At 73.4% G+C, this 17306-nt stretch carries 12 protein-coding genes; 7 read left to right on the forward strand and 5 right to left on the reverse strand.

Annotated elements, in window-relative coordinates; translation table 11 throughout:
* Nucleotides 1–22 precede the first annotated feature (22 nt).
* On the forward strand, nucleotides 23–385 hold the full coding sequence (locus ACFV4N_RS01570) for a VOC family protein (protein WP_499670536.1): 363 nt from the start codon (nucleotides 23–25) through the stop codon (nucleotides 383–385).
* Here ACFV4N_RS01570 and ACFV4N_RS01575 read toward each other — a convergent pair.
* Nucleotides 363–2066 (reverse strand): right-handed parallel beta-helix repeat-containing protein, encoded by a 1704-nt coding sequence (locus tag ACFV4N_RS01575; RefSeq protein ID WP_499670537.1) that lies wholly within the window; start codon nucleotides 2064–2066, stop codon nucleotides 363–365. The genes ACFV4N_RS01570 and ACFV4N_RS01575 overlap by 23 nt on opposite strands.
* 65 nt (nucleotides 2067–2131) lie before the next feature.
* On the opposite strand from ACFV4N_RS01575, the gene ACFV4N_RS01580 reads away from it, so the two are divergent.
* Entirely contained in the window at nucleotides 2132–3220 is a 1089-nt protein-coding gene (locus ACFV4N_RS01580) for a TetR/AcrR family transcriptional regulator (RefSeq protein ID WP_499670538.1), read from the forward strand.
* 24 nt (nucleotides 3221–3244) lie between these two features.
* Here ACFV4N_RS01580 and ACFV4N_RS01585 read toward each other — a convergent pair whose 3' ends face one another.
* Nucleotides 3245–3994, reverse strand: a complete 750-nt coding sequence (locus tag ACFV4N_RS01585) for an SDR family oxidoreductase (RefSeq protein ID WP_499670539.1) — start codon at nucleotides 3992–3994, stop codon at nucleotides 3245–3247.
* Nucleotides 3995–4113: 119 nt separating this feature from the next.
* On the opposite strand from ACFV4N_RS01585, the gene ACFV4N_RS01590 reads away from it, so the two are divergent.
* The gene (locus ACFV4N_RS01590; protein WP_499670540.1) at nucleotides 4114–4938 is read left to right on the forward strand and encodes a helix-turn-helix transcriptional regulator; all 825 of its coding nucleotides are present in this window, start codon (nucleotides 4114–4116) and stop codon (nucleotides 4936–4938) included.
* Between the two features lie 6 nt (nucleotides 4939–4944).
* On the opposite strand, the gene ACFV4N_RS01595 is transcribed toward ACFV4N_RS01590, so the two are convergent.
* Nucleotides 4945–6507: an alpha/beta hydrolase gene (locus ACFV4N_RS01595; protein ID WP_499670541.1), complete on the reverse strand. Its 1563-nt coding sequence runs from the start codon at nucleotides 6505–6507 to the stop codon at nucleotides 4945–4947.
* Nucleotides 6508–6579: 72 nt separating this feature from the next.
* Between ACFV4N_RS01595 and ACFV4N_RS01600 the strand changes: the two genes are divergently transcribed.
* Together ACFV4N_RS01600 and ACFV4N_RS01605 are read left to right on the forward strand one after the other, a co-directional pair.
* Nucleotides 6580–8295, forward strand: a complete 1716-nt coding sequence (locus tag ACFV4N_RS01600; RefSeq protein ID WP_499670542.1) for an NAD+ synthase — start codon at nucleotides 6580–6582, stop codon at nucleotides 8293–8295.
* 228 nt (nucleotides 8296–8523) lie between these two features.
* Nucleotides 8524–9015 carry a hypothetical protein gene (locus ACFV4N_RS01605; RefSeq protein ID WP_499670543.1) on the forward strand — a complete coding sequence of 164 codons (492 nt, stop codon included), beginning with the start codon at nucleotides 8524–8526 and terminating at the stop codon, nucleotides 9013–9015.
* Between the two features lie 22 nt (nucleotides 9016–9037).
* On the opposite strand, the gene ACFV4N_RS01610 is transcribed toward ACFV4N_RS01605, so the two are convergent.
* On the reverse strand, nucleotides 9038–10540 hold the full coding sequence (locus ACFV4N_RS01610) for an MFS transporter (RefSeq protein ID WP_499670544.1): 1503 nt from the start codon (nucleotides 10538–10540) through the stop codon (nucleotides 9038–9040).
* The gene (locus ACFV4N_RS01615) at nucleotides 10537–11187 is read right to left on the reverse strand and encodes an LppX_LprAFG lipoprotein (protein ID WP_499670545.1); all 651 of its coding nucleotides are present in this window, start codon (nucleotides 11185–11187) and stop codon (nucleotides 10537–10539) included. Before ACFV4N_RS01615 ends, ACFV4N_RS01610 begins: the two co-directional genes overlap by 4 nt.
* Nucleotides 11188–11337: 150 nt before the next feature.
* Here ACFV4N_RS01615 and ACFV4N_RS01620 point away from each other — a divergent pair, with 150 nt between their 5' ends.
* Nucleotides 11338–12681: a glutamine synthetase family protein gene (locus ACFV4N_RS01620; RefSeq protein WP_499670546.1), complete on the forward strand. Its 1344-nt coding sequence runs from the start codon at nucleotides 11338–11340 to the stop codon at nucleotides 12679–12681.
* Nucleotides 12682–12692: 11 nt separating this feature from the next.
* Nucleotides 12693–16892 carry an FkbM family methyltransferase gene (locus ACFV4N_RS01625; RefSeq protein ID WP_499670547.1) on the forward strand — a complete coding sequence of 1400 codons (4200 nt, stop codon included), beginning with the start codon at nucleotides 12693–12695 and terminating at the stop codon, nucleotides 16890–16892.
* Nucleotides 16893–17306 lie beyond the last annotated feature (414 nt).

A 17306-nucleotide genomic window follows, 5' to 3' on the forward strand; every position in this document is an offset into this window, starting at 1 on the left:
AGTGCGAGTAGCTTCACACGGCATGGCGTGCCGGATCACCGAACTCGTGCTGGACTGCAACGATCCCGAAGCGCTCGCCCGCTTCTGGTGCGAGGTGCTCGACTACGAGGTGCTGAGCCGGGAAGAGGGTGTGCTGGAGATCGGCCGCGACGGCGGCAACTACCCGACGATCATCCTGGAGCCGGTCGACGAGGCCAAGCGGCAGAAGCTGAGGCTGCACATCGACGTCAACGCCACCGACCGCGACCAGGACGCCGAGCTGGAGCGGCTGCTCGCGCTCGGCGCCCGGCAGGTCGACGTGGGTCAGCGCGACGTGGACTGGTACGTGCTGGCCGACCCGGAGGGCAACGAGTTCTGCCTGCTCAAGAGCCGCGTCGAGCCGTGATCAGGCCGGCCCGCGCCCGCACGGCCGCGGTCGCCGCGGCCAGCGCGGCCGGGTCGGTGATCGTGGTGTTGCCCGCGTAGGAGACACCCGCGGGCACGGCGTCCGCGCCCACCGGGTCGGCGTCGAAGAAGTTGCCCCGGTAGGCGACGTGCTCCAGCGGCGGGCTGACGTGCAGCACGGAGGTGTTGTCGGCGCGGGCGACCACGTTGCCCTCGACCACGACCCACGTGGCCCCGTAGTCGGTGTAGAGGCCGAAGTTGTACGGCGTGCGGGTGTCCTCGATGACGTTCCCGCTGATCAGCGCGCCGCTGTCGGCGTCGTCGCCCTGCGGGCCGGACAGGTAGACCCCGCCGCCGTCGGCCAGCGCGCCCATCGAGCCCGTGACGTGGTTGCGCAGCACGCGGGTGCCGCGTCCGGGACCCGCGGCGATGCCGTTGTGAGGCACGTCACGGACTTCGTTGTGCGCCACGGTGCAGCGCTCGGTGTCCAGCAGCGAGACACCGGGCGAGCCGGCGTGGTCCAGGCCCGCCCGCCGCACCAGGTTGTCCTCCACGAGCACGTCCCGCGCGCCGACGACGGAGACGGCGGACGCGCCGAGGTCGTCGAAGTCGCAGCCGCGCACCACGACGTCCGCGCCGCCGGTCACGCCGAGCGCGGAGGCGCCGAGCCGGGTGAAGCGGCAGCCCTCGAACCGCGCGCCGGCGGCGTCCTCGACCCGTACGGCCGCCGGGATCCGGACCTGCTCCTCCGGCACGGTCAGCCACGCGCCCTCGCCCACCACGACCTTCCCGATCGCGCCGCCGTCGTAGCAGCCGTCGGCGTGGTAGTGCAGGAACCCGCGCTCGCCGCCGGGCCGCAGCCACGTCGTGTCGGCGAACACCAGGCCGAGGAAGGCCACGTCCCGCACGCCGGTGGCGTGCACCAGCGCCTCCAGCTCGGGCGCGACCGCGTCCACCTGCTCGTCGGGGCGGGGCAGGTAGTGCAGGACGTGCCGGCCGGGGCGCGAGCGGTCCAGGGCGAAGGTGCCCGGTTCGGCCAGGAACGAGGGGTCGCCCTCCACCCTGGTCGGCGCGTCCGGGCCGGTCGTCCGGTGGCCCTCCCACTCGGAGCGGTAGACCTCCAGGGACCAGCCGAACGCGGGTTGCGCCATGGTGATCCCGGTGGAGCCCCCGTCCCGGGCGAGCGCGGCGACGGCGAGCCGGGCCTCGGTCCACGGGTAGACGCCCCGGTGCACGAACTCCACGCCCGCGTGGTTCACCCAGTCCAGCGGCACGTCGGTGACGTAACCGGTGTCGGTGCGGCGCACGAGGCCGGGCAGCCCGTCGACGCCCGCCCGCTCGACCCGCCCGCCGTTCACGGTCAGGTGCCGGGTGACCAGGTCGCCGACGTCGGCCAGCAGCACGCCGTCCCGCTCGCGCCACCCGCCGACCGGGCGCCCGCCGCTGACCACGACCTCCTCCTGGGCGTCGGTGCCGTAGCCGAACGCCTGGTAGACGACCCCGGAGTCGGCCTCGGTCAGCCGGAGCGGCGCGGTGAGCCGGTGCGTGCCCGCTCTCAGGTGGACGACCCCGCCGCCCGCCTCCCGGGCGGCCCGCCGGGCGCGGTCCAGGGTGGCGAACGGCCGGGCGGCGGTGCCCGCGGCGGCGTCGTCCCCGGTGGGGGAGACGTAGAACTCGGCCATGATTGCTCCCGTCTGTTTACGGCATAAACAAGAGGGATGTATATCATGGCCGCCGGAGGTGCGGCATGGGAGAAGCGGGTGACCCGGATCTCGGCGTCGAGCTGCTGTGGGGCGAGCGGCCCGCGCTGAACCTGGCGCGGATCGTGGGCGCCGCCGTGGCGGTGGCGGACGAGGAGGGGCTGGCCGGGCTGTCGATGCGCAAGGTGGCCGAGCGGCTGGGCTTCACCACCATGTCGCTCTACCGCCACGTGCCCGGCCGCGACCACCTGGTCGACCTCATGTGCGACGCCGTGCTGGGGGAGGTGCCCGTGGGCGGGGCGGAGGAAGACGGGGTGGAGGAAGGCGGGGCGGGGCAAGGCGGCGATGGCGCGGGTGCCGACGGCGCGGACGGGGGCGACGAGAGTGGCGATGGTGCGGGCGGGGGCGGCGCAGGTGCCAACGGCCCAGGTGAGAGTGGTGCGGGCGGGAGTGCCGCAGGCGGGGATGGGTTGCGCGGGGATGGGTTGCGCGGGGATGGGCCGCGCGGAGATGGGGCGGGGGCTGCCGAGTCGGGCCGTGGTGAGCCGGGCGGCAGTGGTCCGGGTGGCTGGCGGACTCGGCTGGAGGCGTTCGCCAGGCAGGGCTGGGAGGTGCGCCGGCGGCACCCGTGGCTGGCCGAGGTGCCCGTCAACCGCCGCGTGCCCGGCCCGAACGCGGTGGCCCACTACGAGCACGCCCTCGGCATCCTCGCCGACACCGGTCTTGCCCCGACCGAGGTGGTGGCGTCGGTCGGGCTGCTCAGCCGCTTCCTGGACGCGGAGGCCAGGAGCCTCGCGGACGCGGTGCGGGCCGAGCGCGGCACCGGCGTCGCCGACGACGAGTGGTGGGGCGCCCGCGACTCGCTGTTCGCCCGCTTCGACCGCTACCCGGTGCTGACGGCGCTGTGGGAGGCGGGCGGGTTCGACCAGCCGGAGTCGTTCGAGTTCGGCTTGGCCCGGCTGCTCGACGGCATCGGGCTGCTCGTCGAAAAGCGTGATGTAACTCGTGATGAAATCTGCCGGGTGTGCGGAGGTCCGGTGACCCAGCCCGCCTCGGGGCGGCCTCGCGCGTACTGCTCCCGCGCCTGCCAGCAGCGCGCCTACCGCAAGCGCAGGACGGGGCCCGCCGACCGGTAGTCGACGGGCCCCGCGGGTTCCGGGTCAGACCTGCACGGTCGGCAGCACGATCAACTGCCGCAGGTTGACGTGCTTGGGCCGGCTGGTGGCGAACCCGACCACGTCGCCGATGTCGGCCGGGTCCAGCGGCGGCACCTGCTCCCGCCACGCCGCCAGGTGCGCGTCCACCTCGGGGTTGTCCATGTGGTCGCCCAGCTCGGAGCTGACCAGGCCGGGCTCGACGTTGGTCACCCGCACGCCCAGCGGGCCGAACTCGGTGCGCAGGTTCGCCGACAGGTGCGTCACCGCGGCCTTGGTCGCGACGTACACGGCGTAGGTGGGGAAGGTGCTGTGCGCGCCCACGGACGAGATGTTCACCAGGTCCGCGGCGCCGTCGCGCCCGGCGGCCACCAGGTCGTCGGTGAACGCCCGGGTCACGTTGAGCAGGCCCGAGACGTTGGTGTCGATCATCCGCCGCCACTCGTCGTCGCGGCCCGCGGTGATCGGGTTGGCCAGCATGACGCCCGCGTTGTTGACCACCAGGTCCACCCGCCCGAACGCGGCGTGGACCGCCTCGACGGCCGGGGCGAGGTCCTGGGTGACGTCGGCCGACACGGCGAGCGCGCGCCCGCCCTCGGCCTCGATCTTCCCGGCCAGCTCGGTCAGCCGCTCGGCCCGGCGGGCCAGCAGCGCGACCTTCGCCCCGGACCGGGCCAGGACGAGGGCGATCTCGGCGCCGATGCCGCTCGCGGCGCCGGTGACAACGGCGGTGCGGTTGTTCAGGTCGTAGGTCATGGCAACAACATTGGCGCTGGTCGGGCCCGTTACGAGAGGCACCGCTCAACCCCGGTACCGCGTTCCCTGGGTCTGGCAGTACCCAGGTTGGGCGGGGCCGGCGCACCCATACTGGAGGGGTGAACCACGACCTCGGCGAATTCCTCCGCACCCGCCGGGCCCGGGTGCGCCCCGACGACGTCGGCCTGCCCGCCGGTGGCCGGCGGCGGGTACCCGGCCTGCGCCGCGAGGAGCTGGCGATGCTGGCCGGCGTGAGCGTGGACTACTACATGCGCCTGGAGCAGGGCCGGACCCCGTCCGTGTCCGACGCGGTGCTCGACGCGGTGTCCCGCGTCCTGCGCCTGGACGAGACCGAGCGCTCCCACCTGCGCAACCTCGTGCGCCCCACGCCGACCAAGCGGCCGGCGCCCCAGCGCGTGCGCCCCGGCCTGCGGCGGTTGCTGGACATGGTCGGCGACGTGCCCGCGTTCGTCATGGGCCGCCGGTCGGACGTGCTGGCGTGGAACCCCTTGGCGGGCGCCCTGTACGGCTTCGACGAGGCGAGCCCGGAGGACCTCAACTCGGCCAAGCACACGTTCCTGCGCCCCGAGGCCCGCACGTTCTACCGGGACTGGCCCGCGGTCGCCGCCGACATGGTCGCCTTCCTGCGCCTGGACGCGGGCCGCTACCCCGACGACGCCCGGCTGGCCGCGCTGGTGGGCGAGCTGGCGGTGAAGGACGAGACGTTCCGCAAGCTGTGGGCGCAGCACAAGGTCATGGAGAAGACCCACGGCACCAAGCTGATCCACCACCCGGTCGTGGGCGACCTGGACCTCGACTACGAGGCCCTGAAGCCGTCCGGCGACCCGGACCTGACCCTCGCGGTCTACACCGCCCGCGTCGGCTCGCCGTCCGAGGAACGCCTCAAGCTGCTGGCCAGTTGGAGCGCGTCGGTCGACGCCTGAGGCGGCTCAGGAGCAGCGCGTGCCCTCGGCGGGCAGCGCCAGGTCGACCAGGTAGGCGTGCCCGGCGGCGTCCACGCACGCGTTGCCCTGGAGGTACACGGTGTGCTGGTTGCCCTCGAACGTCAGCAGCCCGCCGCCCAGCTCGCGGGCCAGGCTGACGCCCGCGTCGTACGGCGTGGCCGGGTCGCCGGTCGTGGAGACCACCAGCACCGGGGGCAGCCCGGACACCGGCTCGGGCTCCTCCGCGGTCGGCGGCACGGGCCAGAACGCGCACGCGTCCAGCGCCGCCGCCGCGGGCTGCCCGTCGTCCAGGAACGGCGCGGCCTCCTTGTACCGGCGGGCCAGGTCGGCGAGCGCGGCCCGGTCGGTCATCGGCGGCTGGTCCACGCAGTTGACCGCGGTGAACGCGTCGTTGACGGAGCTGTAGCGGCCCTGCTGGTCGCGTTCGAAGTAGGCGTCCGCGAGCAGCATCAGCACGTCGCCGCGACCGCTCTTCAGCTCGGTCAGCCCGGTGTTCAGCGGCTCCCACAGCTCCTGCGAGTACATCGCCTTGAGGGTCCCGTAGGTCGCGTCGGTGTAGGACAGCTGCCGGTCGCCGGCCGGCACCGGCCGCTGGATCAGCGGCACGGCGAGGTCGCGGAACGCCTGGTTGGCCTTCGAGGCGTCGTCGCCCAGGGCGCAGTCGGACTGCCCGGCGCACCACGCGGCGAACGCGTCGAACGCCTTCTGGAACCCGGCGCCCTGCGCGATCAGCGACTCCGCGAGGCCCTGCTCCGGGTCCACCGCGCCGTCGAGCAGCAGCGCCCGCACGTTGCCGGGGAACTCCTGCGCGTACTGCGCGCCGATCTGGGTGCCGTAGGAGTAGCCCAGGTAGGTCAGCTCCTCGTCGCCCAGCGCCGACCGCATCACGTCCAGGTCGCGCACCACGTCGCGGGTGCCGACGTTGGCCAGCAGCTCCGTGCCGCTGGCCTGGGCGCACTTCTCGGCGAACCGGCGGTTCTCCGCCTCGGTCTGCGCGATGCCCTCCGGCGAGGTGTCCGCGTCGACGTCGAGCCGCTCGGCGTCGCGCTCGGCGTCGGTCAGGCACCGGACCGCCGGCTCGCTCGCGCCGACCCCGCGCGGGTCGAACCCGACCAGGTCGAACCGCTCGCCCACCGGCGACGAGCGGACCGAGGCGGCCAGGCTCGCGGCGGCGGTCATCCCGGACGCGCCGGGACCGCCCGGGTTGATCAGCAGCGACCCGGTGCGCTCACCGCTCGCGGCCTGCCGCAGCAGGGCGAGCCGGGCGACCTCGCCGTCCGGCTCGTCGTAGTCGAGCGGCACCTCCAGCCGCGCGCACTCGAACTCCGGCCGGTTCTTCAGGAGGGTGACCGAGGCGCCGCTGGTGGCGTAGCCGTCGCAGTCCTCCCAGGCCAGCTCCTGCCCGTAGTACCGCTCCAGCCCGGCGGGCACGGCGCCGGCGGGCCCTCTCCGCTCCAGCACGGTCCCCGCCGCGGGTGAACCGGCCACCACCGACGTGCAGGAGGCGAGGACCGGCAGGACCAGGAGCACGAGGAGGGATCGGCGCACGTGTCGATCGTAGGTGTGACTCGTCGGCCACAACGCCCGCCGCCGGCTCGTCGGGTGAGCGAGAATGCACCCATGCCTCAGCTCCGACTCGCCCTCGCCCAGGTCAACGCCTGTGTCGGCGACCTGGCCGGCAACGCCCAGCTCGTCGTCGACTGGTCCCGCAAGGCCGTGGAGGCCGGGGCGCACCTGGCCGTCTTCCCCGAGATGGTGCTGACCGGGTACCCGGTGGAGGACCTGGCGCTGCGCGAGTCGTTCGCCGAGGCGTCCAAGGACGCCCTGGTCGGGCTGGCCGGCGCGCTGGACGAGGCCGGGTGCGGCGAGCTGGTCGTGTTCGTCGGCTACCTGGACCGCGACGCCGCCGGGATGCGCAACTCGGCCGCCGTGCTGCACCGCGGGCGGGTCGTGGCCCGGCAGCACAAGCACCACCTGCCCAACTACGGCGTGTTCGACGAGCGCCGGTACTTCACGCCGGGCGAGGAGCTGGACGTGGTGCGCGTCCACGGCCTCGAGGTGGGCATGGTCATCTGCGAGGACCTGTGGCAGGACGGCGGGCCGGTCGCCGCGCTCGGGCGGGCCGGGGTGGACCTGGTGGTCTCGCCCAACGCCTCGCCCTACGAGCGCAAGAAGGACGACGCCCGCCTGCCGCTGGTGGCGCGGCGCGCGGCCGAGGCGAAGGCGCCGCTGGCGTACGTCAACCTGATCGGCGGCCAGGACGAGCTGGTGTTCGACGGCGACACGATGGTGGTCGGCGCGGACGGCGCGCTGGTCACGCGCGCACCGCAGTTCGTGGAGCACCTGGTGGTGCTCGACCTCGACCTGCCGGGCGGCGCGTCCCGCGAGGAGGGGTCCTTCGCCGGGTTCGCGGTGCGCCGCCGGACCCTGTCCGAGGACCCGCTGCCCGCCTACGAGCCGCTGCCCGCGCCCGCGCCCGCCGAGCCGCTGTCCGACGAGGCCGAGGTGTGGTACGCGCTGGTCACGGGCCTGCGCGACTACGTGCACAAGAACGGGTTCCAGTCGGTGGTGCTCGGCCTGTCGGGCGGCATCGACTCGGCGGTGGTGGCCGCGCTGGCGGTGGACGCCCTGGGCGCCGACCGCGTCCACGGCGTGTCGATGCCGTCGGCGTACTCGTCGGAGCACTCGAAGTCCGACGCCGAGGACCTGGCGCAGCGCACCGGCGTGCACTACTCGGTGCAGCCGATCGGCCGCATGGTGGACGTGTTCGTCGACCAGCTCGGCCTGACCGGGCTGGCCGAGGAGAACGTCCAGGCCCGGTGCCGCGGCGTGACCCTGATGGGGCTGTCGAACCAGCAGGGGCACCTGGTGCTGGCGACCGGCAACAAGACCGAGCTGGCCGTGGGCTACTCGACCATCTACGGCGACGCGGTCGGCGGGTTCGCGCCCATCAAGGACGTGCTCAAGACGCTGGTCTGGTCGTTGGCGCGGTGGCGCAACGCGGAGGCCGAGAAGCTGGGCGAGCTGCCGCCGATCCCGGAGAACTCGATCAGCAAGCCGCCGTCGGCGGAGCTGCGGCCGGGGCAGGTCGACACCGACTCGCTGCCGGACTACGAGCTGCTGGACTCGGTGCTGGACGACTACGTCGAGGGCGACAAGGGGTACCGGGACCTGATCGCCATGGGCTTCTCCCACGAACTGGTGGACAAGGTCCTCCGGATGGTGGACCGGGCCGAGTACAAGCGCCGCCAGTACCCGCCGGGCACCAAGATCACCTTCAAGGCGTTCGGCCGCGACCGCCGGTTGCCGATCACGAGCGGCTGGCGCGAGGGCTGACCTCTCCACCACCGACCTCATCATCAACTTCATCACTGACCTCCTCTTCCCGTCCCTGCCCTTCCGCTCTTTCAAAGCGGGTCGGGGCGGGAAGAGGGATGGCACTCCTTCGTGTGGTTTGCCCCCTGCCTCCCGACGCCGCCCCCGCCGGCCCTGCCAAGGTCGAGCGCACGGGCCCCGACGTCGGCGAACGGGCTCGTGACGGGTTCGGACCCTCGGGAGGACGCCATGCTGAAGAAGATCGCCGCGATCGCCGCCGCCACCGCCGTCGCCACGGCCCTGCTCCCGGCGAGCGGCTCGGCCTCCCCCCGGCCCGCGCCCCGGGACGCGTTCATCGGCGGCAGCGGGATCAGCGCCCTGGGCACCGAATTCGGCTTCGCCGTGTTCGGCGGCGAGGGTGAGGGCGGCGAGGCGAGCGGCTTCGCGCTGTTCCGCAACACCGGGGAGGGCGTCAAGGAACGCCTGGGCGGGGTGACCTGCGTGAGCGTCAAGGGCAACGCCGCCATCTTCAAGATCAAGGACGTGGGCAGCGAGGGCGGCACCCACCGCCAGTTCTTCGTCCGCGACAACGGCCCGACCGGCGACGGCGCGCCCACCGACGAGCTGAGCGCCTACGGCGTCCCGTCGAACGACTCGCCCGACAAGTGCGACGCCCCCCGTGACGACATCAAGGCCAAGGTCATCACCCAGGGGGACATCCTCGTCGAGGCCGACGAGTAACCCGGCCCGGCGAGCAGCAGGCTCAGCGCGCCGCCCGCGGCAGCAGCAGCGACACCAGCGCCCCGACCCCGCAGACGACCGCCGTGATCAGGAAGATCTCGTGGTACTCGGTCAGCAGCGCACCGGTCAGCGCCCGCTCGTAGGCCGCCGCCGCGGCGGCGAACTCCTCGGCCGACCTCCCGAACGGCAGCGGCGTGTCCAGGTCGGCGGTCAGCTCCCGGAACCGGTGCAGGCCCCACGCCGACAGCCCGGCCACGCCCACCAGCATCCCGGTCATCCGTGCCACCACGACCGCCGCCGACGCCACCCCGTGCTCCGCCGCCGGCACCACCCGCAGCACCGCCGCCGACACCGGCGCGATCACCAGCCCCAGCCCGAACCCGGCCACCGCCAGGTCGCGCCCGACCACGAACGACGTGACGTCGGCGGGCCACCGCGCGATCAGCAGGTACGCCGCGCCGGCGACCACCAGCCCGGTGAACGACACCCACCGGTCGCCGACCCGCCCGGCCAGCCACCCGCCGACCAGCGCGCCCACCGGCAGCGCGACCAGGAACCTGGCCAGCATCGCCGCCGCGGCCGCCGAGTCGCGCCGCAGCACCGTCTGCGCGAACAGCTCCACGTCCACGAGGGTCACCATCAGCGCCGCGCCCGCCGCCAGGGACACGCCCAGCGACGCCAGGAACGGCCGCCACTCCACGCCCGCCGGGTCCAGCAGCCGCACCGGCGACCGCCGCTCCCACCACAGGAACGCGGCGAACACCGCCACCGACGCGCCCAGCACCGGCCACCCCCACGGCGGCAGCACCGCCCGCGACGGGTCCGGGTTGTAGAGCCCGACGACCACCAGGCCCAGCGACAGCGCCAGCAGCGCGCCGCCGACGAAGTCGACCCGCACGCCCGTCCGCCCCGTCCGCGGCACGGTCCGCTGCACCACCACCGACGCCACCGCCGCCAGCGGCAGGTTCACCCAGAACACCCACCGCCAGCTCTGCGGCTCCAGCGACTCCGCCACCGACCAGGCGTTGAACAGCGACGCCACGCCGACGCCGTACAGCGTGCCCAGGACGCTGCCCAGCTCCTGCGCCGCGCCGACCACGCCCAGCGCCGAGGCCCGCCGCTCCGCCGACCACAGGTCCGCCACCAGCGCCATCGTCACCGGCAGCAGCGCGCCGCCGGCCAGGCCCTGCACCACCCGCCCGGCCACCAGCAGCGGCAGGTCGCCCGCCAGCGCGGTCACCGCGGACCCGAGCGCGAACCCGGCCAGGCACGCGTGCAGCACCAGCCGCCGCCCGAACCGGTCGGACAGCTGCCCCAGCAGCGGCATCCCCGCCACGTACCCGAGCAGGTACCCGGTCACCACCGGCGTGGCCCGCTCCAGCTTGTTCACCGGGATGCCCAGGTCGCGGACCATGTCCACGAGCACGCCGACGACCACGTACGCGTCCAGCGCGCCCAGCAGCACCGCACCGGCCCCGGCGCCGATCGCCAGCCGGCGCGACGCGGGGGCGCTCCCCGCCCTCATTCGGGCGCGGAGACGGAGACGGGCTCGTTGAACCCGGACAGGTCGATGGTGACCTTCGCGCCGCCCGGCAGCGTGAACACCGCGTTCACCAGCTTGTCCTCGCGCACCGAGAACCGGGACGCCACGTCCGCGTCGATCCCGGGCACCAGGCCCGCCGCGACGTCCTTGGGCACGGTCGCCTCGACCACCGTGACGCCGTCGTCCGCGCTCACGGTCTTCTCGTCGCGCGCGTCGGTCAGCACCTTGGCCACGCCGCGCTCCGGGTCGAGGATCGCGGTCGGGTCGTACACCTGGCCCGCCAGCGCCGCGGGCAGCTTGGTGAACCCGCCCGTGGGGCCCTTGAAGTACAGGTCCTGGTCGACCAGCACGTACTCGACCTCGATCAGCTGGCCGAACTGCTCGACCTTGGCCCGGCCCTTCGACTGGCCGTCGGCGTTCAGGTCGCCCTCGGCGTCCTCGACCGGCACGTCCGGCAGCTCGCCGTCCACCTTGATCACGAAGTGCGTGCTGCTCACCGACCTCATGCCCGCAGCCGCCCCGTCGAGCACCTCGGACCCGGCCGGCAGCCCGCCGCCGTCACCGGAGGAGGTGCAGCCGGCCGCGAGGGCGAGCAGGAGCGACCCGACCAGGGCGCGTCGAGGGAACATGGGCAGATCGTAGAGCCACCGCCCACCCCGCACCGGCGATCACGGGCGGAAGCCCTTGACCTGCGGGTAAGCTCGCCGGGTGCGACTGGGCAGGCGCGTACCGGCGAGGCGGCCACGCACGGCCGGCCGCTCTTACCTAGGCTTCGTCCCATGAACCGCCAGCAGGAGTTCGTGCTCCGCACCCTAGAGGAACGCGACATCCGGTTCGTCCGGCTCTGGTTCACGGACGTCCTGGGCTTCCTCAAGTCCGTCGCGATCGCCCCGGCGGAGCTCGAAGGCGCCTTCAACGAGGGCATCGGCTTCGACGGTTCCGCGATCGAGGGCTTCGCCCGCGTGTACGAGTCCGACATGGTGGCCAAGCCCGACCCGTCGACGTTCCAGGTCCTGCCCTGGCGCACCGCGGAGAACAACCACTACTCCGCCCGCATGTTCTGCGACATCGCCATGCCGGACGGCTCGCCGTCGTGGGCCGACCCGAGGCACGTGCTGCGCCGCTCGCTGGCGCGGGCCAGCGAGGCCGGGTTCACCTGCTACGTGCACCCGGAGATGGAGTTCTTCCTGCTCAAGAGCCTCCCCGACGACGGGGGCGAGCCGGTGCCGGCCGACAACGGCGGGTTCTTCGACCAGACCAGCCACGAGACCGCGACCCACTTCCGGCGCCACGCCATCGAGGCGCTGGAGGCCATGGGCATCTCGGTCGAGTTCAGCCACCACGAGGGCGCGCCCGGCCAGCAGGAGATCGACCTGCGCTACGCCGACGCGCTGACCATGGCCGACAACGTGATGACGTTCCGCTACGTCATCAAGGAGGTCGCGATCACCCAGGGGGTGCGCGCCTCGTTCATGCCCAAGCCCTTCACCGACCAGCCGGGCAGCGGGATGCACACGCACGTGTCGCTGTTCGAGGGCGACCGCAACGCGTTCTACGACGCCGAGGACCCCTACCAGCTCTCGGACACCGGCAAGATGTTCGTCGCCGGCCTGCTCCGGCACGCCCGCGAGATCTCCGGCGTGACCAACCAGTGGGTGAACTCCTACAAACGCCTGATCGTGGGAGGCGAGGCGCCCACCGCGGTGTGCTGGGGCCACGCCAACCGGTCGGCGCTGGTGCGCGTGCCGATGTACTCGCCGGGCAAGTCCTCGTCGCGCCGGGTGGAGATCCGGTCCCTGGACTCGGCGTGCAACCCGTACCTGGCGTACGCGGTGATCCTGGCCGCCGGCCTCAAGGGCATCGAGAAGGGCTACGAGCTGCCGCCGCCCGCCGAGGACGACGTGTGGTCGCTGACCGATCGCGAGCGGCGCGCGGCCGGGTACGACAACCTGCCGCAGAACCTGGGCGAGGCGCTGGTCGAGATGGAGAACTCCGAACTGCTGCCCGAAGCGCTCGGCGAGCACGTGTACGACTTCTTCCTGCGCAACAAGCGCACCGAGTGGGACGCGTACCGGCGCAGCGTGACGCCGTACGAGTTGCGCACCCTGTTGCCGGTCCTGTGAGGGGAGCTCCCGTGCGGGTGGTGCGCACCGAGCACTCGGAGAAGCTAGGTTTGCAGACCGTGACCGAGGTGCCCGCGCGATCGGAAACCCGTCCTGCGTTCATCGCGTGCACGGTGGCCAGGGCCGCCGAGCTGCCCGCGGTGAAGGTGCTGTCCAGCTCGTTCCTGGCCGCCCACCCCGAGGCCAGGTTCCTGGCCCTGGTGGTCGACGCCCTGCCCGAGCACTCCGGCCCCGGCCTGGTCACCCCGGCCGACCTGGGCGTGCCGGCCGAGGAGCTGGCCGAGCTGGCCACCGGCTGCACCGCGGCGCAGCTGTGCGGCCTGCTGCGGCCCGTGCTGCTGGAGCAGCTGCTGGGCCAGGGCGTGCCGGTGCTGTACCTGGACCCGTGGGTGAAGGTCCTGCGGCCGCTGACGGACCTGGTCCTGGACGCCGTCGGGCGCGGACCGCTGGTCCTGCTGCCCAGGGCCCTGCGCCCCCTCCCGGACGACGGCCTGCGGCCCACGCCCGCCGAGCTGCTGGAGACCGGCGTCTTCGACCCGGGCTTCCTGCTGGTGGCGCCGGGCGCCGAGCCGTTCCTCCGCTCGCTGGCCGAGCAGCTGCGCCGCGTGCCGGACGCCACCAAGGCCGTGCTCGACATGGCCCCGGCCCTGGTCAACCTGCACGTCCTGCGCAACGCGACCGTGGGGCTGTCGGCGTGGAACGCGGGGCAGCGCACCCTGCACCGCCAGGACGACGGCACCCTCACCACGCTGGGCGAACCGCTGCGCACCGTCCACTTCGCGGGCTTCGACCCCCAGCGGCCGTGGCTGCTGTCGGCGGAGTTCGCCGACCGGCCGCGCGTGCTGCTGTCCGAGCACCCCCACCTGGCCGAGCTGTGCACCGCGTACCGCGCCGACCTGATCCGCAAGGGCCACTCGCCGCAGCGGGTGCGCTACGGCTTCGGGCAGCTCGCGGACGGCACCCTGATCCCCGACGAGCTGCGCGCGGACTACCGCGAAGAAGCCCGCGCCCAACCCGGTTCGGCCTTCAGCCCGGAGGCGTGGACCGCGCCGGCGACGCCGGACCGGGCGGTCGAGGGAGCCGCCGCAGAGGAAGCCGCCGGGGAAGCCGCTGCCGAAGAGCCCGCCGTCGAGCCCGCCGTCGAGTTCGACGAGGAGCCCGCCGGGGTGGCCGACGCCTCGTGGGCATCGGTCAACGGCCACGTCAACGGCCAGGTGAACGGTTACGCCGGCGGCAGCCCGCACCCCGCCCCGCCACCTCCCGCAGCCGAGGTCCCTGCCACCGAGACCCCTGCCACCGAGGCTCAGGACATCGAGACCCCGGTACCCGAGGCTGAGGCACCCGAGGCTCCAGCTGTCGAGACTTCAGCTGTCGAGACTTCAGCTGTCGAGACTTCAGCTGCCGAGGCTCCGGCGGTCGAGACCCCAGCGGCCGAGGCCCCGGCCACCGAAGACCTGCCCTCCGAGGCCCCTGCCACGGATGCGCCGGTCGCCGAGGACCCCTCCGCCGAAGCCCCGGCACACGAGGACCCGGTTCCCGCCGCTTCCTCGTCCGAGCCGGCCGAGCAGCCCGGCCGAATCCCCACCCCACCCCCGGCCTTCGGCCCGGACGGCGGGGCGGCGTTCGTGGCCTGGGCCTGCCAACCGGTCCCCGACCTGCCCGGCAGCACCCGCTGGGCCGTCGCGCTCTGGCGATCCGACCTCGCGCTCCGCACCCAGTTCCCCGACCCGTTCGGTGCGGACGGCAAGGCGTTCCGCGACTGGTGCGCCGGGGTCGGCGTGGCGTCCGGCCGCCTGCCCGCCGCCGCCGTGCCCAGGTCGCGCGCCGAAGCGCCCGTCCTGCACGACCAGCTCGGCGTCACCGTCCTCGGCACCGGTCCGGTCGCGCAGCTCGTCCACGACGCCGCCCGCGCCTCCGGCCTGCCCACCTCCACCACCGCCGGCTACCCGGTGGTGGTGCGCGTCGGCACCAGGCAACCCGTCCCGGACAGCCGCTTCGTCGTCGACTACCTGCTCGACGACGAGCAGCCGGGCGGCGCGAACGAGGTCTGGGTCCCCTCCGAGACCACCCGCGCGGCCCGCGAGCGCCAGGGCGGACCGGTCGCCCGCGTCCTCCCGCTGCCCGTGGCCGAGGTGGACACGCGCGAACCCGAACCACACGAACGCGTGATCTTCGGAGCCGTCGCCGACCACGCGATCGACCGCGAGGGCAACGTCCTCGGCGCGGTCTCCGCGTTCCTCTCCGCGTTCCCGGACCGCTCGGACATCACCCTCCGCATCGAGGTCCGCGAAGCCAAAGCCCACCCGGAGGCCGCCGAGCGCCTGCGCCTCGCCACCGCCGCCGACCCGCGCATCGAACTCGTCGACGACCTCGACCACGTCGACTGCCTGGTCCAGCTGCACCGCGGCGGCGCGGACGACCGGATCGCCCACACCCTCGGCGCGCACGCGGCCGCGGGCACCCCGATCCTCACCTCCGACCACGGCGCGGTCGCGGAGCTGTTCGACAAGAACTCGGTGATCTTCGTGCCGTGCCGCCAGGGCGTCGAGCCCGACGTGCAGGCCGCCGCCAAGTTCCTGCGCGCCATCGCCGACGACCGGTCCGCCGCCGAGGCCATCGGGCTCAAGGGCCGCGAGCGCGTCCGGGCCACCCGCAGCACCGCCGCGGTCGGCGACGTGCTGCGCGAACGCGTCGAGCACGCCTACCGGACCTGGCGCGCCCGCCGGCCCAAGACCACGCCGACCGTCGACCCGATGACCGCGCTGCACTCGGCCAAGCACGCCCTGCTGCGCCAGCCCGACGTGGGCGTCGCCAGCCGCACGCCCATGGCGCCGCAGCTGCGCAAAATGGTCCTGCGCGTGCTCGACCACTACGACAACCACATGCGCGACGTGCTCGGCTCCCTGGTCGACGGGGTCGAGCGCACCGTGGCCGAGCTGGTCCGCCGCCAGGACGACATCTCCACCGGCATCGGGCTGGGCGAGCTGGAGGTGCTGCGCGCGGAGCTGGAGCAGCACGCCGAGAACCAGGGCCACCTGGCCGACCAGCTCGTCGGCGTCGACGACGGCGTGGTCCGGGTCCGCGCGGACATGGCCGGGCAGGGCCGCAGGCTCCGCGAGATCGAGGATGCGCTGGTCGCGGAGGCCGGCAAGCGCGCCAAGCAGGGCGACGCGCTCGCGCACCGCATCGACAAGCTGACCGTCGCCCTCGAACGCACCCTCGACCGCATCGACTCGCTGGAGTCCAAGGTCGTCGACGTGCTGCGCGAGCGCGACTCCAGGCTCGACGCCGGGCTGCGCGCCGCCAACCAGGCCCAGCAGACCGCCGACGCCCTGCGCCGGGTGGTCGTCCGCGAGCACGAGCGGCACAGCGACGCGGTGCCGCGCAGCTCCCTGGTGCTGACCGACGTCGGCCTGCTGCGCCTGCCGTCCGACGACGCGTTCATGCTGCCGCTGCTGTCGAGCAACGGCGTGTGGGAGCCGGGGCTGTCGGCGCTGATCGACGAGGTCGTCGAGCCGGACGGGATCTTCCTCGACGTCGGCGCGTACGTGGGTTACCAGACCGTGCGCATGCTCAGCCGGTTCGGCGCGGGCGGCGCGGTGGTCGCGGTCGAGCCGTGCCCGTCCGCGCGGGCGCTGCTCAAGCACAACGTCGAGGTCAACCTGCCCGAGCGCGTCGCGCAGCAGTTGGTCCTGGTGGACGCGGCCGCGTGGGAGACCACCGGGGAACTCGTCACCCAGCCCGCCCTGACCGGCGGGGTGTCGGTGGCGCCGCTGCCCGAGGACGCCCCGGAGGACGTCGCGAAGGTCCGCGCCACCCGGCTCGACAAGGAGCTGGAGGCGGTGCCGGACCTCCAGGGCCGCAAGCTCTCGGTCGTCCGCGTGGACGCGCCCGGTCGCGGTCACCGCGCGCTTGCCGGGCTCGTGCGCCTGCTGCGCCGGGACCGCCCGCACGTGTTCATCGAGTTCTCGGCCTCGGCGACGCGTGGTTTCGGCGACGATCCGGTCACGGTCCTCAAGGAGTTCCGGATCTGGGGCTACGACCTGGTGCCGGTCGCCACCCGCGAGGCGGCGTCGCCGGAGCAGATCGTGGCCGCGATGGAGGGCCTGCGGACCATCTCGCTGTGGCTGCGCCCCCGGCCGGTGACCGCCAAGAGCCCGGCCCGGCAGGCCCCCGCGCCCGCCCGGCAGCCCGCTGACCAGGCGATTTGACTTGGCCGAAGGTCATGAGTACCTTTTGCCGAGTCGCCAGGAAGACCCCGGAACGAGCGGTTGACACCGCGAATCGGGCCGGGTAGAGTACTGCGGCGGCAAGCTCCCAGAAGCGAACAAGCAGCACGACGTGCTGCCTCGGTTCTGGAAGACAAAGCAAATTGAATGCGAAGCGCGTTTCAGGACGTCGCGGAGCCGAGGAAGCCGGAACCGGCCGATTTGACACCGCGAAAACGAACGAGCTAAGCTTCAAACACAAGCGAAACACCGGAAACACAAAGCCCCGGAATGAACCGCGGTAAGACGCGGGACACGATGGTGAGCGCGTGTTCTTTGAGAACTCAACAGCGTGCCGAATAGCCAGTAAATTTATGATCCTCGTCAAGAGGATTCCTTTGAGATTGTTACTGGACA

This window comes from Actinosynnema sp. NPDC059797 (assembly GCF_042732085.1).
Lineage (GTDB): Bacteria > Actinomycetota > Actinomycetes > Mycobacteriales > Pseudonocardiaceae > Actinosynnema.

Bases quoted from the DNA above. Each gene is read 5' to 3' on its own strand.
- ACFV4N_RS01580 (WP_499670538.1), top strand. From the start codon at position 2,132: ATGGGAGAAGCGGGTGACCCGGATCTCGGCGTCGAGCTGCTGTGGGGC.
- ACFV4N_RS01620 (WP_499670546.1), top strand. From the start codon at position 11,338: ATGAACCGCCAGCAGGAGTTCGTGCTCCGCACCCTAGAGGAACGCGAC.
- ACFV4N_RS01600 (WP_499670542.1), top strand. From the start codon at position 6,580: ATGCCTCAGCTCCGACTCGCCCTCGCCCAGGTCAACGCCTGTGTCGGC.
- ACFV4N_RS01610 (WP_499670544.1), bottom strand. From the start codon at position 10,540: ATGAGGGCGGGGAGCGCCCCCGCGTCGCGCCGGCTGGCGATCGGCGCC.
- ACFV4N_RS01615 (WP_499670545.1), bottom strand. From the start codon at position 11,187: ATGTTCCCTCGACGCGCCCTGGTCGGGTCGCTCCTGCTCGCCCTCGCG.
- ACFV4N_RS01585 (WP_499670539.1), bottom strand. From the start codon at position 3,994: ATGACCTACGACCTGAACAACCGCACCGCCGTTGTCACCGGCGCCGCG.
- ACFV4N_RS01605 (WP_499670543.1), top strand. From the start codon at position 8,524: ATGCTGAAGAAGATCGCCGCGATCGCCGCCGCCACCGCCGTCGCCACG.
- ACFV4N_RS01570 (WP_499670536.1), top strand. From the start codon at position 23: ATGGCGTGCCGGATCACCGAACTCGTGCTGGACTGCAACGATCCCGAA.
- ACFV4N_RS01575 (WP_499670537.1), bottom strand. From the start codon at position 2,066: ATGGCCGAGTTCTACGTCTCCCCCACCGGGGACGACGCCGCCGCGGGC.